The organism is Alloactinosynnema sp. L-07 (genome assembly GCF_900070365.1).
Taxonomy (GTDB): Bacteria; Actinomycetota; Actinomycetes; order Mycobacteriales; family Pseudonocardiaceae; genus Actinokineospora.
Window position 1 is genome coordinate 4,336,031 of record NZ_LN850107.1, and the last position, 19,200, is coordinate 4,355,230.

At 67.7% G+C, this 19,200-nt stretch carries 11 protein-coding genes, 1 tRNA gene and 1 CRISPR repeat array; of the genes, 7 read left to right on the forward strand and 5 right to left on the reverse strand.

Annotation, left to right across the window (positions count from 1 at the left end; all coding sequences use genetic code 11):
- The gene (gene argS, locus BN1701_RS19520; RefSeq protein ID WP_054050915.1) at positions 1-1,662 is read right to left on the reverse strand and encodes an arginine--tRNA ligase; all 1,662 of its coding nucleotides are present in this window, start codon (positions 1,660-1,662) and stop codon (positions 1-3) included.
- A gap of 55 nt (positions 1,663-1,717) precedes the next feature.
- Between argS and BN1701_RS19525 the strand changes: the two genes are divergently transcribed.
- The 3 genes from BN1701_RS19525 to BN1701_RS19535 all read left to right on the forward strand — a co-directional run bounded on the left by BN1701_RS19525 (position 1,718) and on the right by BN1701_RS19535 (position 4,061).
- The gene (locus BN1701_RS19525; protein ID WP_054050917.1) at positions 1,718-2,449 is read left to right on the forward strand and encodes a DUF3105 domain-containing protein; all 732 of its coding nucleotides are present in this window, start codon (positions 1,718-1,720) and stop codon (positions 2,447-2,449) included.
- A 98-nt stretch (positions 2,450-2,547) separates the two neighbouring features.
- The gene (locus BN1701_RS19530; RefSeq protein ID WP_054050918.1) at positions 2,548-3,372 is read left to right on the forward strand and encodes a DUF3105 domain-containing protein; all 825 of its coding nucleotides are present in this window, start codon (positions 2,548-2,550) and stop codon (positions 3,370-3,372) included.
- Positions 3,373-3,377: 5 nt separating this feature from the next.
- Complete coding sequence (locus BN1701_RS19535; RefSeq protein WP_231949649.1) at positions 3,378-4,061, forward strand: DUF305 domain-containing protein; 684 nt, start codon at positions 3,378-3,380, stop codon at positions 4,059-4,061.
- A gap of 1 nt (position 4,062) precedes the next feature.
- Here BN1701_RS19535 and BN1701_RS19540 read toward each other — a convergent pair whose 3' ends face one another.
- Positions 4,063-4,968, reverse strand: a complete 906-nt coding sequence (locus BN1701_RS19540) for a cation diffusion facilitator family transporter (protein WP_054055977.1) — start codon at positions 4,966-4,968, stop codon at positions 4,063-4,065.
- A 160-nt stretch (positions 4,969-5,128) separates the two neighbouring features.
- On the opposite strand from BN1701_RS19540, the gene BN1701_RS19545 reads away from it, so the two are divergent.
- The 3 genes from BN1701_RS19545 to BN1701_RS19555 all read left to right on the forward strand — a co-directional run bounded on the left by BN1701_RS19545 (position 5,129) and on the right by BN1701_RS19555 (position 8,473).
- Positions 5,129-6,277 (forward strand): lytic transglycosylase domain-containing protein, encoded by a 1,149-nt coding sequence (locus BN1701_RS19545; protein ID WP_054050924.1) that lies wholly within the window; start codon positions 5,129-5,131, stop codon positions 6,275-6,277.
- Positions 6,278-6,327: 50 nt separating this feature from the next.
- Positions 6,328-6,399 (forward strand) — tRNA-Arg (locus BN1701_RS19550).
- A gap of 280 nt (positions 6,400-6,679) precedes the next feature.
- On the forward strand, positions 6,680-8,473 hold the full coding sequence (locus BN1701_RS19555; RefSeq protein WP_054050926.1) for a tyrosine-type recombinase/integrase: 1,794 nt from the start codon (positions 6,680-6,682) through the stop codon (positions 8,471-8,473).
- 1,172 nt (positions 8,474-9,645) lie between these two features.
- On the opposite strand, the gene BN1701_RS19560 is transcribed toward BN1701_RS19555, so the two are convergent.
- The 3 genes from BN1701_RS19560 to mobF all read right to left on the reverse strand — a co-directional run bounded on the left by BN1701_RS19560 (position 9,646) and on the right by mobF (position 18,153).
- Complete coding sequence (locus tag BN1701_RS19560) at positions 9,646-10,623, reverse strand: NADAR family protein (protein ID WP_197672115.1); 978 nt, start codon at positions 10,621-10,623, stop codon at positions 9,646-9,648.
- 35 nt (positions 10,624-10,658) lie between these two features.
- On the reverse strand, positions 10,659-11,183 hold the full coding sequence (locus BN1701_RS38245; protein ID WP_157368458.1) for a site-specific integrase: 525 nt from the start codon (positions 11,181-11,183) through the stop codon (positions 10,659-10,661).
- Positions 11,184-11,325: 142 nt separating this feature from the next.
- A CRISPR array of direct repeats spans positions 11,326-12,876; the repeat unit is 26 nt; unit sequence AACAGCCCCGCGAGCGCGGGGAGGAC.
- 444 nt (positions 12,877-13,320) lie between these two features.
- Positions 13,321-18,153 carry a MobF family relaxase gene (gene mobF / locus BN1701_RS19565; RefSeq protein WP_054050931.1) on the reverse strand — a complete coding sequence of 1,611 codons (4,833 nt, stop codon included), beginning with the start codon at positions 18,151-18,153 and terminating at the stop codon, positions 13,321-13,323.
- A gap of 168 nt (positions 18,154-18,321) precedes the next feature.
- Here mobF and BN1701_RS19570 point away from each other — a divergent pair, with 168 nt between their 5' ends.
- Entirely contained in the window at positions 18,322-18,966 is a 645-nt protein-coding gene (locus BN1701_RS19570; RefSeq protein ID WP_157368080.1) for a hypothetical protein, read from the forward strand.
- The last annotated feature ends 234 nt before the right edge of the window (positions 18,967-19,200 follow it).

The following is a 19,200-nucleotide window of genomic DNA, read 5'->3' on the forward strand; positions in this document are numbered from 1 at the left end:
TTACATCCGTTCCGGTGCTTCGATGCCGAGGACGCCGAGCCCGTTGGCGAAGACCTGGCGCGCGGCCGCGCACAGCGCCAGGCGCGCGGTGGTCAGAGGCCCGGCCTCCTCGTCGCCCCTGGGCAGGACCCGGCAGCTCTCGTTGAATCGGTGGTACGTCCCGGCCAGCTCCTCCAGGTAGCGGGCGACCCGGTGGGGTTCGCGCAGCTCCGCGGCGGTGGCCAGGATGCGCGGGAACTCACCGATGGTGCGGATGAGGTCGCCTTCGCGCGGGTGGACGAGCAGACCGAGGTCGGCGTCGTCCGGGCCGGGCGGGGTGAGCCCGAGGTCGGCGGCGTTGCGCAGCAGCGAGCACAGCCGCGCGTGGGCGTACTGGACGTAGTACACCGGGTTGTCACTGGACTTCTTGCTCCACAGGTCCAGATCGATGTCCAAAGTGGAGTCCGCGGACGAGCGGATCATGGCGTAGCGGGCGGCGTCCACACCGACCGCGTCCACCAGGTCCTCCATGGTGATCACGGTGCCCGCGCGCTTGCTCATCCGCACCGGCTTGCCGTCGCTGACGAGGTTCACCATCTGTCCGATGAGGACCTCGACGGTGTTCGGGTCATCCCCGGTCGCGGCGGCGGCGGCCTTGAGGCGGCCGATGTAGCCGTGGTGGTCGGCGCCGAGCATGTAGATGCACAGGTCGAAGCCGCGGGCCCGCTTGTCCTCGAAGTAGGCGATGTCACCGGCGATGTAGGCGGGCTGCCCGTCGCTCTTGATGACCACCCGGTCCTTGTCGTCGCCGTACTCGGTCGAGCGCAGCCACCACGCGCCGTCCTCCTGGTACAGCCCGCCGGAGGACTTGAGCTCCTCGACGGCCTTCTCCACCGCGCCGGACTTGTGCAGCGAGTCCTCGTGGAAGTAAACGTCGAAGTCGACGCCGAACTCGTGCAGGCTCTGCTTGATCTGCGCGAACATCAGCCCGACCCCGATCTTGCGGACCGTCTCGGCCCGCTCGGCCTCTGGCAGGCCCAGCGCGTCGGGCGCCTGCTTGAGCACGTCGGCGGCGATGTCGTTGATGTAGGCACCCGCGTAGCCGTCCTCGGGGGCGGGTTCGCCCTGGGCGGCGGCGATGAGCGACCGGACGAACCGGTCGATCTGCGCGCCCGCGTCGTTGAAGTAGTACTCCCGGGTGATCTGGCCACCTTGGGCGCCGAGGATCCGGCCCAGCGCGTCGCCGACCGCGGCCCAGCGGGTGCCGCCGAGGTGGATCGGGCCGGTCGGGTTGGCCGAGACGAACTCCAGGTTGATCTTCTTGCCCGCGAGCTGCTCGCCGGTGCCGTAGTCGGCGCCCGCGCGGAGCACGCCGCGCACGATCTCGCCCTGGGCGTCGGCGGCCAGCCGCAGGTTGATGAACCCCGGGCCCGCGACCTCGGCAGAGGCGATGCCATCGGACTCGCCGAGTGCCGCGGCGAGCGCGTCGGCCAGCTCACGCGGGGCGAGCCCGACCCGCTTGGCGACCTGCAGGGCGAGGTTGGTGGCGTAGTCGCCGTGCTCCGGGTTGCGCGGTCGCTCGATGGTCACCGCGGCGGGGACGACGGCGGTGTCGAGGCCGCGCGCGTCCAAGATCGTCATGGCGGCGGTGCGGACCAGGTCAGCGAGTGCGTCGGGAGTCACTCGGCAAGTCTAGGTAGTGGGTCGACGCGGTTATTACCCGGTTACACTTCGGCCCATGATCGCGCCAGCGCGCCGCTTGGCGCTCGCCGCCGCCTGTCTGTTACTCACCGCGTGCGGCACCACCGAGACAGGCAAGCCGGTCGCCGCACCCGACGCCGCCGCGAAGCCCACCAAGGCGGCCCCGACGTCGAAGCCCGGGCGCGGATTCGCCCCCAGCGAGGCCGACCGCGACCCGACGAAGAAGATCGACGGCGTGGTCGCCAAGGAGTACGCCGCGGGCCAGCACGTGGCGGCCCCGAAGCGGGTCGCCTACGACCACCTGCCCCCGCTCGGCGGCGCGCACGACCAGATCTGGGCGCCGTGCAACGGCGAGGTCTACGACTCGGCGGTGCGCACCGAGCACCTCGTTCACTCCCTGGAGCACGGCGCGGTCTGGGTGACCTACGACCCGGCCACGGTGCGTGGCGATGACGTCGAGGCGCTGGCCGAACGGGTGGACGGAAAGCCCTATCTGGTGATGTCGCCGTTCCCCGGCCAGAAGAAGCCGGTCTCGGTGCAGTCGTGGGGCCGCCAGCTGCAGGTAGACGCGGTCGACGACGAGCGCATCGACCAGTTCATCGCCGCGACCAGGGCGAACAAGTATCTGGCCCCCGAACCCGGCGCGAGCTGCGATCCGGTCGACGTCCAGCTGTTCGATCCGGCCGCGCCGCCGCCGTTCGACCCGACCCCGGCCGGACCCGACGCCGCGCCCGTCACCGGGGCGCCGACCACGACAGCCGGGGGCTGACGGGGACCGAACACCGGTTCCTTAGACTGGCCTCGCACTACCACCCTGTGACGAGGCCTGTTCCGGGCCTCCCCGTCGATGAGAAGTCCGAGGACGGCATGGCCAGCGGCACTAAGAACAAGAGCGGCAAGGGGAGCGTCAAGGCAGCACGCTCGTCCGTCGTCGCCAAGAAGGGCGTGCCCTGGGGCACGATCGCGGCGATCGTGGCCGTCGTGCTGCTCGCGGGCGGCGTGTTCGGCTATGCCTATGTGCAGATCTCGGGCGCGAAGAAGTTCACGGTGTCCGAGGAGAACAAGGACCCGTCCACGAACATCGCGGGCGTGATGAAGAAGGACTACACGGCCGGTCAGCACGTCAAGGGCGCCCAGCGCGTCGCCTACGACCAGAGCCCGCCGTTCGGCGGCCCGCACGACGAGGCCTGGGCCGACTGCGAGGGCATCGTCTACCCGACGGCCGTCCGCAGCGAGAACATGGTCCACGCGCTGGAGCACGGCTCGGTGTGGATCGCCTACAACCCCGACAAGGTGCAGGGCGGCGAGCTGGACAAGCTCAAGGCCAAGGTCGAGGGCCAGCCGTTCATGATGCTCTCGCCGTACCCGGGTCTGGACAAGAACATCTCGATGCAGTCGTGGGGCCACCAGCTCAAGCTGGACAGCGCCGACGACGAGCGCATCGACCAGTTCATCAAGTCGCTCAAGCGCAACCGCTACCAGAACCCCGAGCCAAACGCGGCCTGTGGCCCGCTCGGCCCCGGCCAGTTCGACCCGGCCGCGCCGCCGCCGTTCGCCGCCGAGCCCCCCGGCGCCGACGCGGTCCCGATGGACGGCAAGGCCCCGGCCGCCAGCACCCCGGCGGTGCCCCCGGCGGTGCCCCCGGCTTCCGGCGCGGCGCCCACCACGCAGGCCCCCGCGCCCTCACAGTGACCGCTGTGACAGTGGAAGCTCCAGACAACGAGCGCCGCGACGAGGGCACCAAGCGCAGGATCTTGGTGCTCTCGGCCGCGGCGCTCGCCGTTCTGCTGGTCGGAGCGGCGATCGGCATGCTGATCACCCTGTCGGTGGTCCGCCAGGCCAGCCCGCCGTCAGCCGAGTCGGTCGATGTCGGGTTCGCCCAGGACATGCAGGTCCACCACCTGCAGGCGGTCACCATGGCCAACTGGGCGCGCGACCACACCGACGATTTGACGGTGAAGCAACTCGCGTTCGACATCGAGCAGACCCAGCTCGGCCAGGTCGGCGCGATGAGCGGCTGGCTGGACGTGTGGGACCAGCCGGAGCAGAACCCGGAAGGCACCTATATGTCCTGGATGGCCGGGGCGTCCCACGGCCACACGTCGACAGCGGAGTCAGCGGGCGTGCGCGCGATGCCCGGGATGGCCACCAGCCAGGAGATCGCCAAGCTGCGCACCCTGACCGGCCGCGAGCTGGACGTGTACTTCCTGCAACTCATGCTGCGCCACCACCAGGGCGGCCTGGAGATGTCGGCCTACGCCAACAAGCACGCGGCGACGCCGCAGGTGCGCAACCTGTCCGACAAGGTCGTCAAGGGCCAGACGGCGGAGATCACGCTGTTCACGGACATGCTCACCGAGCGGGGCGCCAAACCTCTGTAGATCACCAGGACAGCTCGTGGCACTTCGCGTCGGGCTGCTCGATCTGGAGAGTGGCGTGTTCCAGGCCGTAATCGTCGGCCAAGAGCTTCTGGGCGGAAGCGAGGACCGCGGCCTGATCGCCTTCCTTGTCCAGGGTCAGGTGCGCCGAGGCGACCTCCATGCCCGAGGTCAGCGTCCAGACGTGCAGGTCATGGACCTCCGCGACGCCGTCGACCGCGGTCAGCCGGGCGGTCAGGTCGTCGACGTCGACCCGCTCGGGCGCGTGCTGGAACAGGATGTGCAGCGCGCGGCGGGCCAGGCTCCACGTGCGCGGCAGTACCCATAGACCGATGGCGACGCCGACGATCGGGTCAGCCAAGCGCCAGCCGAACAGCAGCGTCACCGCGGCGCTCAGCAGCACGCCGACGGAGCCGATCAGGTCGGCCAGCACCTCCAGGTACGCCCCACGCACGTTGAGGCTCTCCTTGGCGCCGTCACGCAGCAGCAGGAACGACACGATGTTGGCCACCAGACCGGCTGACGCGGCCAGCAGGACCGGCAGACCGGGAACCGCGGGCGGGTCCTCGAACCGCTGCACCGCCTCGAACACGACATAACCCGCGACGCCGAACAACAGCACCGCGTTGGCCAATGCCGCCAGGACCTCGGCGCGGTAGAGCCCGAACGTCCGATTGGACTTCGAGTTCGCCCGACGCGCGGCCATGATCGCGGCCAGCGCCAGGCCGACCCCGACCACGTCGGTCAACATGTGCGCCGCGTCGGACACCAGGGCAAGCGACGACGTGGCGAACCCGACGACGAACTCGACCACCATGATCGCCGCCGCGATCCCGAAGGCGGCCCACAGCCTGCCCGTCAAGCGCCCACCCGTGCTCGCGGGCAGTCCGTGCCCGTGTCCGTGGCCCATCGCCACCCCTCTCGTCGACGCGCTCATATTGTCACATGCGCATGAGTGCACACACCACCCGTCCGAGGTGTGTTCACCACCCGATCGAGGGAAGCGGCCTGACCAGCGCGAATAGAACTGATAGGGGTGGGGCACAAGATCCCGATCGGAATGAGGCTCGGTGCGCTCTGGACTCCGTCCCACCACGGCCCTGGCGCTCGTCGCCCTGAGCCTGGCCGCCGCGACCGCTCAAGCATCGATGCCACCCAACGCCCCCGCCGCCGCCCCGGAACCGATGCCGCCAGTGTCCTCGGTGACCGCGGCCGACCGCACCCTGGAACGCACCCGCGCGCCGCGACCACACCCGGAAGTGGCAGTCACCGAGTCCCACGCCCCCGCCATGGTGGTCACCCCGATAGCTTTCGTCGGCCGCGGCATCCCCGCCAACCTCCTCGACGCCTACCGCGCCGCCGAGGCCACCCTCGCCCGCGCCCAGCCCGCCTGCGGACTGCGCTGGTACCACCTCGCGGGCATCGGCCGCATCGAGTCCGGCCACGCCCGCGGCGGCCAGGCCTTGGCCAACGGCGACACGTCCCCCCGCATCATGGGCCCGGCCCTCACCGGCGGCCCCTTCGCCGCCATCCCCGACAGCGACAACGGCACCCTCGACGGCGACACCGTCTGGGACCGCGCCGTCGGCCCGATGCAGTTCATCCCGACCACCTGGACCGCCTACCGAACCGACGGCAACGGCGACGGAACCTCCAGCCCCCACAACATCTACGACGCCGCCACCGCCGCCGGCCGCTACCTGTGCTCAGGCGGCCTGAACCTCGCCAACCCATCCGACCTCGACGCGGCGATCTTCCGCTACAACCACTCCCGCGAGTACGTGTCGACGGTGATGACGTGGATGCACCAGTACTCGGAGGGTGCGACTCCCCAGCCGCCGACCGCCCCCGGGCCCGATCTGCCGCCGCCCCCGCCACCGGACGTCGACCCGATTCCCCTGCCGGAGCCGATCCCGGTGCCGGACCCGAAGCCGCCGGTCATCGAACCGGTCCCTCCGGTTGTCGAGCCGCCCGTTGAGGTTGTCGAGCCCCCAGTGGAACCCACCCCTGAGCCACCTCTACTGGCCTGCGCCGACCTCATAGACGGCCTCCCCATCCTGGGCGACACGGATCTGCTGTGTGTCGAGGAAGCGACGGACGCCGCGACAGGCAAGCTGGTCCACCGCGTCCGACCAGTCAAGCTCGCCGCACGGCCGGACCGGGCTCCACCCCGACGTACACCTGTGTCGCCTGAACGACTTCGACACCTAACCCAATAGGCACCCCATCTCCCCCATGCGCTAGGCTTCCGGAGTCGCGCAAGCGATGGGCCCCCGTAGCTCAGGGGATAGAGCACCGCCCTCCGGAGGCGGGAGCGCAGGTTCGAATCCTGCCGGGGGCACACTCCGACTCAGCGGTCTACCAGCGGACAACTTCCGCAGGTAGGCCGCTGTTTTGATCTTCGGGTCACGCGGTCGACCGTCTCTCCAGCCGATCATGGAGAGGAGGCCCGTTCCATGGTTCGTTCCATGGTTCGTTCCGGGGAGGGGCGCTCGGCCCGGCCGAACGAGGCGGAACCGGCGTACCGTGCGCCCATGGGGGGATCAAGGGGGAACCCTCCCGGGCGCGTGCGCCCACGGGGGAGCGTTCGTGAACTACCGAGCGGATCGTTGCAGGTTCGCGTGTACAGCGGCGTCGACGTACTCACGGGCGCGAAGCTGTATCTGAGCGAGGTCATCCCGGCCGGCCCGAATGCCTCGACCATGGCGGAGGAAGCGAAGTGGCGGCTGACCCAACAGGTATTGGAGAATCGACAGCCGAGGACCAACGCGTCGCTCAATCATCTCATTTCCGAGCATCTGAAGAACTCGGAGACCGAACCAAAGAACAAAGCGTCCCTAAAAGCGTACGCACAGAAACACATCGAACGGTCGGTCGGCAAGCTCTCCTACACCGAGCTACGAACGAAGCCGTTCGAGGACTTCTACGCCGATTTGCGCCGCTGCCGCGACCATTGCGATCCGCGAACACCGATCAAGCACTACACCACCGACCCACACGAATGCACGAATCGATGCACGAAGCACGTGTGCAGGGGACTGAGGACCTGGACCATCCGCAAGATCCACTACTTGATGAGTGCGGCCTGCGAATCCGCTGTCCGGTGGGGATGGATACCGGCGAATCCGCTCAAGGCGGTGAAAAAGCCGGCGGCACCAGAACCAGACCCGCAACCACCGACAGCTGACGAAGCGGCACGTATCGTGATGCACGCGTGGAACAAGGGTTTCGGCGCCTTCGTCTGGCTGGCGATGACGACAGGTGCACGCCGCGGCGAACTGGTCGCACTACGGTGGCGGAACATCAAGATCTACCACACGGTTCTCGGCAAGCATGAATGCGCCAAGACCGGCTGCGAATGGACCCTCGTCGTTCGCCGTGCTCATGGCCACGACGCCGGCCGGACCTGGGAGAAGGACACCAAGACACACCAGCGGCGACACATCTGCCTCGACCCGGAGACTGTGGTCGTGCTGTCGGCCTTGCGGGAGGTATGCGAGCGCAACGCGGAGCTGGCCGGTGTCGCCCTGCCGCAGTCCGCGTTCGTCTTCTCCCCCGACCCTGACGGCCAGACGGCGTACACGCCACCGTCGATGAGTCAGCGATACGCCCGCTGGATGAAGACCCTGGGCATCGACAGCTGCCTGAAGAACCTGCGGCACTACTCCGCCACCGAACTGATCACCGCGGGCGTCGACATCCGCACCGTCGCGGGGCGCCTGGGCCACGGAGGCGGCGGAACCACCACGCTGAAGGTGTACTCGGCGTGGGTCCAAGAGGCTGATCAGCGCGCGTCTCGAACGCTGATGACCAGAATGCCCAACCGGCCGACCGTGCCGCTCGACGTCAGGCCGACGTCACAGCAGCTGAGCCCGTGGGAACGCATCGCCGACGATCTGAACACATCGATCCTGGCGGGCAAGATCCTCGCCGGGGAGATGCTGCCGCCGATCACCCAGCTCGCAGCCCAGCACTCGGTCGCGGTGGGAACAGTTCACCGAGCGATCGCGTTCCTCAGCCGCTGCGGCGTGATCGAGGTGTCCCGTGGCAAGCGAGCGGTCGTCCTTCCGGTCGAGAGACCGCAACTGGACGCGGAAGCAGAGGCAACCGACCAAGTCCACGCCGTCCGACTGATCGAACCGAAGGCTGAGCGGTTCAGCCGCTCCCCCGTGGACACGCCAACCTCGACGGTGGCGAAGCCCCCGGTTGTCCAACTTGAGTTGCTCGAACTGGGCCGACCGATCAAGAGGCTCACGGTCCAGGTCGATCCCACCGACGTGGCCGCGCTCACCAAGCTGATGCGATCGGCAGTCAGGCGGTTGGGACGCCTTGACCTGAACATCGACGACATCGAGATGGCGGTCTACGAACCAGGCGCATCAGAGCCGCTCACCACGGTGGTGATGGCGGCATGACTCACGCGCACCAAATCGGCGGGCCGCCCACCAGCCTGGCGTCGAGTATCACCGAACTGGCGGAGCGGATCCGCCAACTCACCAACGACGCGATCGTGCGGGGCAAACGGGTGCCCGGAAGACCAACACTCGCAACCACCCTCAACACCACCGGGCATTTCATCCGTCTCGCACTCCAGCACCTGCGTGAGGCCGATCGCAGAACGGTCCCCGATCTCTACCAACCTGGACGAGGTAGAGAAGGACTCAGATCTGGATCGCCAATCTGGCGACGACCTCAACGGAGTCTCGGGCGACCTCGACAACGTGGCGGAACCGCCAGCTGAATGCGCTGGCGCGGCGAGGACGCACAGGACACCCTCGCCGCTTATCCTGATCGGAATTGCTGTGGGTGTCTCCGTGTGGTCGGGATGGGTCAGCCTCGGACAGCTGTGCGGCTTCGGCGTAGTCAACCACTGCCGGGACTGGTTGACGGCCTCGAGACAGCATGGGTGGCACTGCTGGTCTTGATCCTCGTCGCCGGTGGCCTCGTCGGACGCAGCTGGCTGTCAGCCAGCGAAGCGCTGAGACGCGCGGTCTTGCGAGCAAGCGTGACCACTGCGGAAGGCTTACGCGCCACTGACCCAGACCTTGCACTTCGGCTAGGCATCGCTGTGGCGTGGCTTCGGCCGGATGGCCGAAGCTCGGCGAGTCTGGCTCATAGCGCCTTGACCGGCAGCTACCGCAGCACATTGAGCGGCGACTGGGAAACGCCCTCCGTTGTCACGCTGCACCCGTCGGGGAGCGCGGTGGCGCTGATCAGCCGACACGGGCAGGCCACCCTCCGAGGCACCGAGGCCAATGCTTCGGCGCGCGATCTTCACCCAACGAGCGGAACACCCGAACTATCGCGATCGCGTTCAGCCCGGACGGCAGAACCCTTGCGATGACGACCGAGCGCGAGACCCACGTGCTCGACATCGCCGATCCGGACAAACCCAGACGAACAGGTCCCACCGCGGCCGGGTGTGACCGCATGTCCGGGAACAGCCCCGCGAGCGCGGGGAGGACGCCCCGCAGTCCCGCGATCGGATGTACGTGGCTTCTCTGGACAATTTCATGATCGACAGATGCGATTCACACGGTCGCGTGTCACCCGACTGAGGCGATCCGCGTCGGTCCATCGCTCCCGTTCACAGATGAACGTCCAGGCCGCTGACAGCCTGCTCAGAGCGGATCAGCTCCAACAGCCGCCCCATCCAGTTCCGGCCCTCTACCCCGCACTGGCCCCAGAACGTCGAGCTCGCCTCGGTGTAGATCAGCCGTGTTGTTCCCGTCGCCGTCAGCGCTTCGGCGAGGTCGGGGTGCTGGCTGAACTTGATACGCAGCAGGTGTGCCATGGCCGCGGTCCGCGCCTGCGGCCAGCTGACGTGCAGGGTGGAGTTCTCCGCGATCTTCTGTGCAGCGTGAGGGGTGTCGGCGACAAGGATCTCGGCACGTTGGTGGTCGTCGGCAACCGCCAACGCCCAGTAGGCGTGGGTGACGGTCGGGTAGGATTGTTCGCCGACGAGAATTGGCGCGGGGAACTCGTTGCGCAGCACCAAGATGCCTGGATCCTGCGGCCAGCCGCGCGGAAAGAATGTTTGATTGATAAGGATGCTGGTCTCGATCGGCTCCGTCGGGCCGTCCGCGGGCGCCTTGTTCTCATAACGCTGGCGCTGCTGCTCCCGGTCGATGAAGTAGTCCAAAGCTGCGGCATGCGTTTCGTCGGTGACCACTTCGTCCTCGCCGTACTGGTCGACGTGGTTGCCTGGCCCGGCCACCAGCACCCGCAGCGGCCAGTCCTTGCTGTCCTGGTCGCCGAGAGCGTAGATCCGCAAGTGTTCGGGGATAGCTTCGTAGGCTTTGCGGAGCACCGCCCGGTTGTCCTCGGTCGGTTGGCCACGGAAGACGTCAAGAGTCTCCAGACAACGGTCCGTGGAGTCCGGCCGGTCGTTGAGTTGGTCGATGTCGTCGCGGATCTCGCCCAACAGCATCTCGGGGGTCAGCCACGTGTACGGCTCGGCGAATTTCCACGACGCGAGGTGATGGGCCGATGCTTGGGCGCCGTCGGTCAACTCGGTGGCCACCCATCCCGAACTGAGCTTCGTGGCGAACTCGTCGAGGGTCACCAGCCCCCAACAGTCGATCATCCCGTCGGCGTAGATCAACAGGTCAGTGAGGAAATACGTCCCCGCATTGCGGATGAAGGCGTGCCGCCAGGTGCCCTCGATGCGCTCGCCATCCACGTTCCGCCAGGTTTTGTGCCGTATCGCCATGAGCCACAGCCTAGGAGTACGGGTTTTACCCCGACGCGCCCCAGGGCGCTATGCATGTGGTTCGTTGTGGGGGCTCGCCGAGGTCGTTCAGAAGGCTGACGATGCGATGAGGAACTCGTAGAACGACGATTCCGCAGCCATGACCCATTGCAGGTCTTCGCCGAGGGCACTCGTCCCTCGCTGGTGGCGATCCCCAGTTCCAGGCGTTGCGCTCGCCGCGACGAGGACACCAACCGTAGCCAGTGCAGGAACTCCATCGCCCGCGCTGTCGTGAACTCCGCCGCGGACAGTCCGAGTTCCTCAAAGAACAGGAAGAGCTTCTGCAGATCATGGGCATAGGCGCGGATCGTGTGCCGGGAGTATTCCCGCCAGCAAGCGCAAGAACTCGTAGACCTCCGTGACTGGTTTGCCAGCCGTGTTGACCAGTGCTCACGCGAGGGCGGCCCGGCTTGGGATCGATCACTTTGACCACCACACGCATGGCCGGAACCCTATGCACTGCGTCCAGTCTGGACAGTCCCTGGAACGAGTGAACTGTCCAGACAAGATGGTGGGAACAGCCCCACGAGCGCGGGAAGGACCTGGACAGCTACGGGTACGACCACGAGATCGTGGGAACAGTCCCGGGAGCGCGGGGAGGACACGTCGCCGCGCTGGCGGCGGTGTTCGTGGGGGGACAGCCCCGCGAGCGCGGGGAGGACGGCCGCAGCGACTTCGAGGGCGTGACGCCGCTGGGAACAGCCCCGCGAGCGCGGGGAGGACTGGCCGGTGTCGATCAGCCAGTGCCACAGGCTGGGAACAGCCCCGCGAGCGCGGGGAGGACGTGGCGCGCACGGTTCGAGGCGCCACCCCCGACGGAACAGCCCCGCGAGCGCGGGGAGGACGTTCGCACGTACACCGTGGTTCCGCGCGACTCGGGAACAGCCCCGCGAGCGCGGGGAGGACACCCTCAGCCAACAGGAACAACCCGTTCAAACGGGAACAGCCCCGCGAGCGCGGGGAGGACGTGGTCCTCAGCGTCCTGCGCGGCGGTGTTGTGGGAACAGCCCCGCGAGCGCGGGGAGGACGGCAGCGTCGCCCCGCCGCGGCAGCTCCACCTGGGAACAGCCCCGCGAGCGCGGGGAGGACGGTCCGTCTCACCATCGGGGTTGACGTCGGGGTGGAACAGCCCCGCGAGCGCGGGGAGGACCGCGAGATCACCCGCGTGCCGGGCCGCGACTTTGGAAACAGCCCCGCGAGCGCGGGGAGGACTGTGGCAGGCGGGACTTGGGCACACCGCCGGTGGAAACAGCCCCGCGAGCGCGGGGAGGACGGGGACGGACGGGGACGCCTAGTCGAACTCATGGAAACAGCCCCGCGAGCGCGGGGAGGACGTGCCGCAGTCGCGGGACCGGCTGTACATCGCCGAAACAGCCCCGCGAGCGCGGGGAGGACTCGCGGCGTGGATCTGGCCACTGATCCGGGGGGGAAACAGCCCCGCGAGCGCGGGGAGGACCACTCCGAGGACGTGTTCCCGACGATGGCGGGCGGAAACAGCCCCGCGAGCGCGGGGAGGACCCGTCGCCGACGACCAAGGCGCGATCTTCAAGTGAAACAGCCCCGCGAGCGCGGGGAGGACTCGCGGCGGCCGACGGGCACGCTGCCGGTGCCGGAAACAGCCCCGCGAGCGCGGGGAGGACAGCACCATCCTCTGGGAGAACATCGTCAAGATGGAAACAGCCCCGCGAGCGCGGGGAGGACCTGCACGCGTCGGCGGGGACCGTCCACGTGGCGGAAACAGCCCCGCGAGCGCGGGGAGGACGAGGTCGTGCTGTTGGTGCTGCTGGCCGTGGTGGAAACAGCCCCGCGAGCGCGGGGAGGACCGCGACCACCGCGACGACGGCTGTCTGTTCGGGGAAACAGCCCCGCGAGCGCGGGGAGGACAGCCACACGATGTGCCCGTTGCGGGTTCGGCCGGAAACAGCCCCGCGAGCGCGGGGAGGACGAGGTCGTGCTGTTGGTGCTGCTGGCCGTGGTGGAAACAGCCCCGCGAGCGCGGGGAGGACCGCGACCACCGCGACGACGGCTGTCTGTTCGGGGAAACAGCCCCGCGAGCGCGGGGAGGACACTTGCTGACCAGCAAGTTTACGGCACAACCGCGCAGTTTTGAATCACTTCGCCTTGCACCTCCCTGTGGTCGGAGCAGACCTGGGTTTCATCCGACGGCCTGCCGACTCAGGTCACTAGATCAACTGGCTGACACAACCTGGGCGAACGCATCCGGCGCACTCCACAAGCCCGCGGCGAACGGTCGGTTGCCCCCATCCTTGCTTGATCTAATGAAGTGTCAGCGACGACGTCCTCCAGAGTTCTTACGCTAACCGATAAGAAGGGCGATGGCGGCTCCAGAAGGACATCGACTGGCTCGACTCCACCACCCTTGAATGCCTGTTCAGACTCGTCGACGGCTCGCGCAACGACGTCGATCGACGATCCCCGGAGGGAAGTCGCGACGTTGACCAAGGCGACGTAGATAGTCCACAAGGCTGAGGGACACCCGTCGGCTCATTGTTAAGGTTCAAGCTCGGTGGGGTCGGGCGACATCGGGGCCGGTTCAACGGGAGATAGTTGCTGTACGACGCTGGGACGCGGCAGGCGAGGTCGTGCGACCGGCGTTGGCTCACTGTCACCGCCGCTTGTGACACCGACGTGGCGCTGGTCGTGCAACGTCTCCCGGGTCTCGGCGTGTTTCTGATACGCACTCTGGAGAGTTCTGAGTCGCTCCAGGTGGTCTGCAAGTAGACGGTGATCCGCGTTGACCGCGGCCGCTAGCGCCTGTCGATAGCGTCCGTCGGCTGCGTTGGCCTGGGCGACGAGTGTCTGGTGTCGTTCAGGTGTGCCCAGGTGACGGGCTTGTCGGGCAAGTTCGCTGGCGCGTGCTTGGGCCGCCTGCTCCTCGGCGAGATGTTCGGCCGAGAGGGATTCGTTTGCCGCTCGGATGCGTGGTTTCCGGCTGTTGTCGCGCTCGACTTCGGCCGCAGCGCGTGCTCGTGCATGGGTTGCGGCGAGGTCGACCTCGTGGTTCCACTGTCGCTCGAGTTGGGCGAATAGTTCCGCTTCGCGGCGATGTTGGTGGTGCCTCTCCATGGTGTTGGCCAGACGGGCAACGGCCGGGCCTTGCCCTGCGGCGACGCTGTCGTGCAGTGCCTCGGTCTCTGCCGCGAGTGCCGTGATCTTGGTTCGCAGCATCTCGCGTTGCTGTTCGATGTGGACGATTCGTGCTGAGAGTTCTTTGCGGTCAGGTTGGGTTTCGATGAGGCCTGGATGGTTGTCCCGGAAGAGGGATGAGACGAACGCTGACGGGTTCAGGATGTGGCGCCCGGTGGCGGTTTCAGGGGCGATATCGGCGAGCGATGCCTGGATGTCTTGTTCGCTGGCGCCGTGATCGATGGCGCGGGTGATGTGGTGGGCGAGGGATCCGAAGGCTGGCCCTGTGGTGACAGTCTCGACGGCTCGGTGTCCGTTCCAAGCCTGGTCGAGCAGCCGCGCCGCGGTGTCTCGGGCTGCGAGATCGCGAGCCTGTGCCGCCGCTCGGGCGTGGGTTTGGTCGACGTCGTCCAAGCGCTTGTCTGCGATTCGGCGTAGTGCGTAGACGGTGTAGCGGGAGGTGTCGCGCACTGTGGGGTCGTTGAGTTTGTCGGTGGAGATGGCGGCCATGAGGTCGCGCGGGTCGAGGTTGTGGTGGGCGTAGTGGTCGAGCACTCGGACCAGGGCGTCGAACGCGACTCCATTGATGACGGATTCGGCGAGCTGGGGGTGGTTGGTCCAGGTGTCTCGGATGAGGTCGGTGACTTGATCGCGTATGAGTGCGTGGCGTGCGTCGTGGGCGGCTTGGCCGCTGCGGATTCGGTCGACGGCGAGGTCGATCATGGTGGCGGTGAAGGCGGCTTTGTCGTGGATGCGCGGCGAGGCGATGGTGTCCAGGGGGACTTCGTCCAGCACATCGTCGATGTCGAATCCTGCCTCGGCAATGTCGTGCAGGCGCCGTGCGACGGCGCCGAAGGCTGGTTCCGCGGCCATTTGGTCGACGAAGTCGTGGTGTGAGGGCCAGGTCCGGTGGAGTAGGGCCTGTGCGTCGGCCCGCTGCTGGCGGTCTGTCTCGGTGCGGAGTTCACGGTCCCGTGCGTCTTGTTCGCGACGAACTTGTCGTTCGGTGCGCGCGTCTTCGTCGTGTTCGCGTCGTAGTTCGGCTTCGCGTTCGGCCCCGGTGACGATCGGGGCCATGGGGTCGGCGAGGCGGCCAAGGTCGACGAGGGCCGGTCGGTCGTTGGTGTTGTCGGCGGTGATGTGGGCGTGGACGGCGAGTTTGGTGATGACGCGGCGGAGGCGGTCGTAGGCGTTGTGGGGTGGGCCGTTGAGGTAGAGGTCTTGTGGGGATTCGACTTGCTCGCGGGCGAGAAAGAGCCAGAGGTCGTGGGTGTGGCGGGAGGCTGCGACGAAGATGCCGGGGTTGTCGGCGCCTGCGGCGGCGAGGAGGACGGTGCCGCCGCGGTGTTGGTGGTCGGGTCCGGTCCAGGTGGCGCCGCGGTTGCCGATGGTGAGGCCTTGGCTTTTGTGGATCGTGAGGGCGTAGCCGAGTTCCACTCCCCCGCTGGTGATGAAGTCGCTTGGCAGGGTGGCGGTTTCGATGATGTGGCCGTCGGGCCGGGCGACTTCCCATTCGATGGTGATGGAGTTGTCGGGGCTGATGGCGGTGATGTGGGCGCGGTAGCCGTTGTAGACGTCGTCGCCGTGGTGGCGTTGTTCGGCGCGGTCGGTGTGGCGGACGAGGATGTAGTCGCCTTCGTGGAGTGTGAGCGCGCGGGCTCCGGCGGTGTCGTAGGTGGTGGATGGGCCGAGTTCGCCCGCGGCGCGGCGGGTGGCTTGGGCGAGGTTGTTGAGTTGGTGGACTTGGTCGTTGGTGGCGGCGAGCATAAGAAGGCCGCGCATTTCGGTGAGGGGGTCGGGGGCGCCTTGGCGTTGGTCGTTCCAGGTGTCGAGCATGGCGGCGGTGGCTTGTTCGGTGGTTTCGGTGGCGATGAGGCGGTCGCGTTCGGCCCAGTTGAGTAGGGCGTCGGTGTAGTTGCCGGTGCGCCAGGCGTGGATGGCGGCGCGTTCTTGTTCGTGGCGTTGGCGGCGGTTGTCGAGGAGTTCGCCGCCGTCGAGGAGGCGGTGGAGGGTGGCGAACATGGAGCCGCATCCGACGCCGCGGAGTTGTTTGGGGTCGCCGATTTCGATGATTTTGGTGCCTGCGTCAGTGGCGGCTTGGTAGAGGGTGGCGCGGTCGCGGTCGTCGGTGAGGGTGGCTTCGTCGAGGACGAGGATGTCGATGCCGTGTAGGCCGGGTCCGTGGTTGATGCGCCAGATCCATTGGGCGACGGTGCGGCTGGTGATGCCAGATTCGGCGTGGAGGTTGAGGGCGGCGACGCCTTGGGTGGCGGCTCCGGCGACGATGAGGCCGCGGGTTTCGTAGGTGACGCGGAGTGCGCGCATGAGGGTGGTTTTGCCGGATCCGGGTACGCCGATGAGGGCGTCGAACGCGGTGCCGGAGGTGGCGATGCGGTTGAGTTCGCGTCGTTGTTCGTAGGAGAGGGTGAAGCCTTGGGCGGCTTCGACGGTGTCGGCGGCGAGATCGATGGCGTCGGGGTCGACGCGGGTGTCGGTCTGGTCGGGGTGGGCGGCGGTTGTGGCGGCGACGATGGTGTTCTCTGCGTCGATGACGTCTTGGGTGGTGTAGAGCTGGGCGTTGCGCATGTGGGCTGATCCGCGCTGGACGTGGCGGCCGCCGTGTCCAGGGGTGTTGGCGCGGTCGACGAGCTCGACGAATCCGGTCTGGCAGAGGACGAGGTCGGTGAGGTGTTCGACGCGTTCTGGGGTGGCGCCGCTGGGTAGTGCGTCGGCGATCGCGGCGATGGCGTCGATGCGGCTGAATCGGCGGGTGCGTGCGGTGAGTCCGGTTTCGGGGTCTTGGAGCAGCGCGACGAGTTCGGTGAGGTCCGGTTCGGCCGGGCTTGGTTCGTCGTAGTTGAGGATGGCGGCGGCGAGGGTGTGCGGGTGGTGTCCGTGGTCGCGGGCTTCGCGTTGCCAGATGTCGCGGAGGGTGTCGTCGTCGGCCGCGGTGAGTTCGGGTTTGTCGTTGCGGAGTTTCTGTTCGACGAGTTGTTGGAGTGTTCGGGGTGCGTCGGCGCGGTCGAAACCGAGAGCGTTGAGTTGTTGTTCGAGGCTGTTGCCGAACTTGGAGAACTGCTTGATCACGGCGTCTGGGATTGCGGCGATCTCCCAACGGCCGGTGCGTTCGGAGCGGCGGAAGGTGACGCCGTGTTGTTCGGTGAGGGCGTGGCGGATGGCGGCTTGGACGAGTTTGTCGGCGGCGGGCATGTGGCGCATGAGGTCGCGGCCGCCCGCGGCGACGGTGGACCACCGGCCGTCGGTGCCATGGGTGAGGTTGGCGATGGTGTAGTGGATGTGCCAGTGGGGGTCGCCGATCGTGGCGTGGCCGATGGGGCGGGCCGCGCGGTGGATCATGGACCAGCCGAGGAATCCGGTGCCGGGGACGGTGGTGGCGGCGTGGCCGCTGCCGTGGTGTCCGCGCATACCGTAGGCGGTGGTGGTCTCCAACCAGCGGAACACGGTGTCGCAGCTGGCGAGGTAGAGGTTTTCGAACGTGGCGGCGTGGGTTTCGTCGAGGAACGCCAGGGCGAGTGAGTAGGACTTGGGCAGGGTGAGGGTGGCGTCGTAGCCGAGGTTGCCGACGACGATGCGGTTGGGGACGACCTTGTCGATGACGGTTCCGTCGTCGGCGATATGTTGTTCGATCTTGGTGAGAGCGGCCATCGCGGTGCGGTAGGTGGCTGGGTGCCAGACCTGTTCTGGTTGCAGTCCGGCGGCTTGGGCGAGTTGGGTGGCGTGGTCGGCGCGGAGCAGTGCGGTTTCGCCGTGTCGAGCGACGGCGCGTTGGGCGCGGTCGAACATCTGCTTGGCGCTGGGCGAGAGGTGCAGGACGTCGGCGACGGTGGTGGCGGCTTCGTTGGCGATGCCTTCGATCTCGCGGACGAGCATGGCGAGCGGGACCTTGGCTTCGACAGGGACTCCGACCTTGTGTTTGACCAGTTCCCGACCGGTGTGTGGGTGGTGGCCGTTGATCAGGGCGCGGGCGAGTGGGAACTGGTCGGGAGTGAGTTCGCTGCCTTCGACGATGTCGACGTCGACGAGTCCGGCACCGATCCAGCGCAGGGGGCGTTCGCGCAGGTCAGTGCGGTAGCCGAAGCTGCGGTCGTTGATGCCGTTGCCGTGGCAGCCGTGGTGCAGGCCGAGGCGGTAGTCGATCTGTGCCGGATCGCTGCCGATGGTGGTCACCCAGGCCATGGCACACCTCCCCCAAGGTGTGTCGTTCCGCTGCGGACGAAGGCTGCGGAAAGCTGGTCTCTACGGATGAGAATACCCGTATCGCGCAGCGATACCTTAGCGCTCGATTTTTGATCTTTCATTTCCACTGACGAGCGTCGACACCTTTCGCCGACGCTAGCTGTCGGGATGCCTGGTAGCCTGACCAGCAGGGGGGATGAATTCGGTCAACTGGGTATCGCATCGTTGATGATGTTGAACTTGCGCTGGCGTGTTTTGCGCGCGAGCGCGGCTCACGTTTCGGGGGACGTCATGAAACATGAGGGAGCACGGGAGATTCGGCGGCGGATCCGCGATGAGCAGACCGCGATGATTCGTCGCCGCGCGGACGCCGCGGTGGCCGTCGCGGGTGCCGCGGCGAACCGGGAACGGGTGCTGACGGCGGCCGAGGACTCGCGGCGCAAGCTGCGGGAGTCGCATCACGGGGCACTGAAGCGGGCGGCGCAGGATGCCTCTGCGGCGCGGGAGCGCTTGGAGGCGGAGCTGTCGGCGACCCGAGATCGGTTGGATGGTGAGGCGGCGGCCGCGCGCGGCCGGTTGGAGTCCAGGTTGGTCACTGCACGGTCGGAGGCGAACGACGTTCTGACCACCGCGGTGGCCGCGGCGTTGACCGTGTTCGGGGAGTTGTCGGGCAGTGTCGCGGTGGCGCGCCGGGAGTTGGCGACGGCGATAGGCGCGACACCGCGCGAGGTGTCGCAATGGCAGAGGCTGCCGGTGAAGGCCGGCGCGACGGAGGTGGTAGCGGAGCCTGCGGACACACTCGCTGAGCCTTGATTCCGAACCCTCGGGACGATCCGCGCGCGATCCACTGGATGTGAGTACCCACTGGCGGGCGCCGGAGGCGCCGGAGGTCGATGCAGCAGCCGTCTTCGTCGCCCCCAGGCGGCGAAGGCGGTTTCCGCGCCCGCAGGGCGGCAGGGGAGGACGAGGGGGCGCGTGCCCCCTCGTTCGGGTCTTCCGGCTCGATGCCGGGAGACCCGAGCTTCGCGAATAGTGAGTGCCGGCCGG

Bases quoted from the DNA above. Each gene is read 5' to 3' on its own strand.
- BN1701_RS19525 (WP_054050917.1), top strand. From the start codon at position 1,718: ATGATCGCGCCAGCGCGCCGCTTGGCGCTCGCCGCCGCCTGTCTGTTA.
- BN1701_RS19530 (WP_054050918.1), top strand. From the start codon at position 2,548: ATGGCCAGCGGCACTAAGAACAAGAGCGGCAAGGGGAGCGTCAAGGCA.
- BN1701_RS19540 (WP_054055977.1), bottom strand. From the start codon at position 4,968: ATGGGCCACGGACACGGGCACGGACTGCCCGCGAGCACGGGTGGGCGC.
- mobF (WP_054050931.1), bottom strand. From the start codon at position 18,153: ATGGCCTGGGTGACCACCATCGGCAGCGATCCGGCACAGATCGACTAC.
- BN1701_RS19570 (WP_157368080.1), top strand. From the start codon at position 18,322: ATGCCTGGTAGCCTGACCAGCAGGGGGGATGAATTCGGTCAACTGGGT.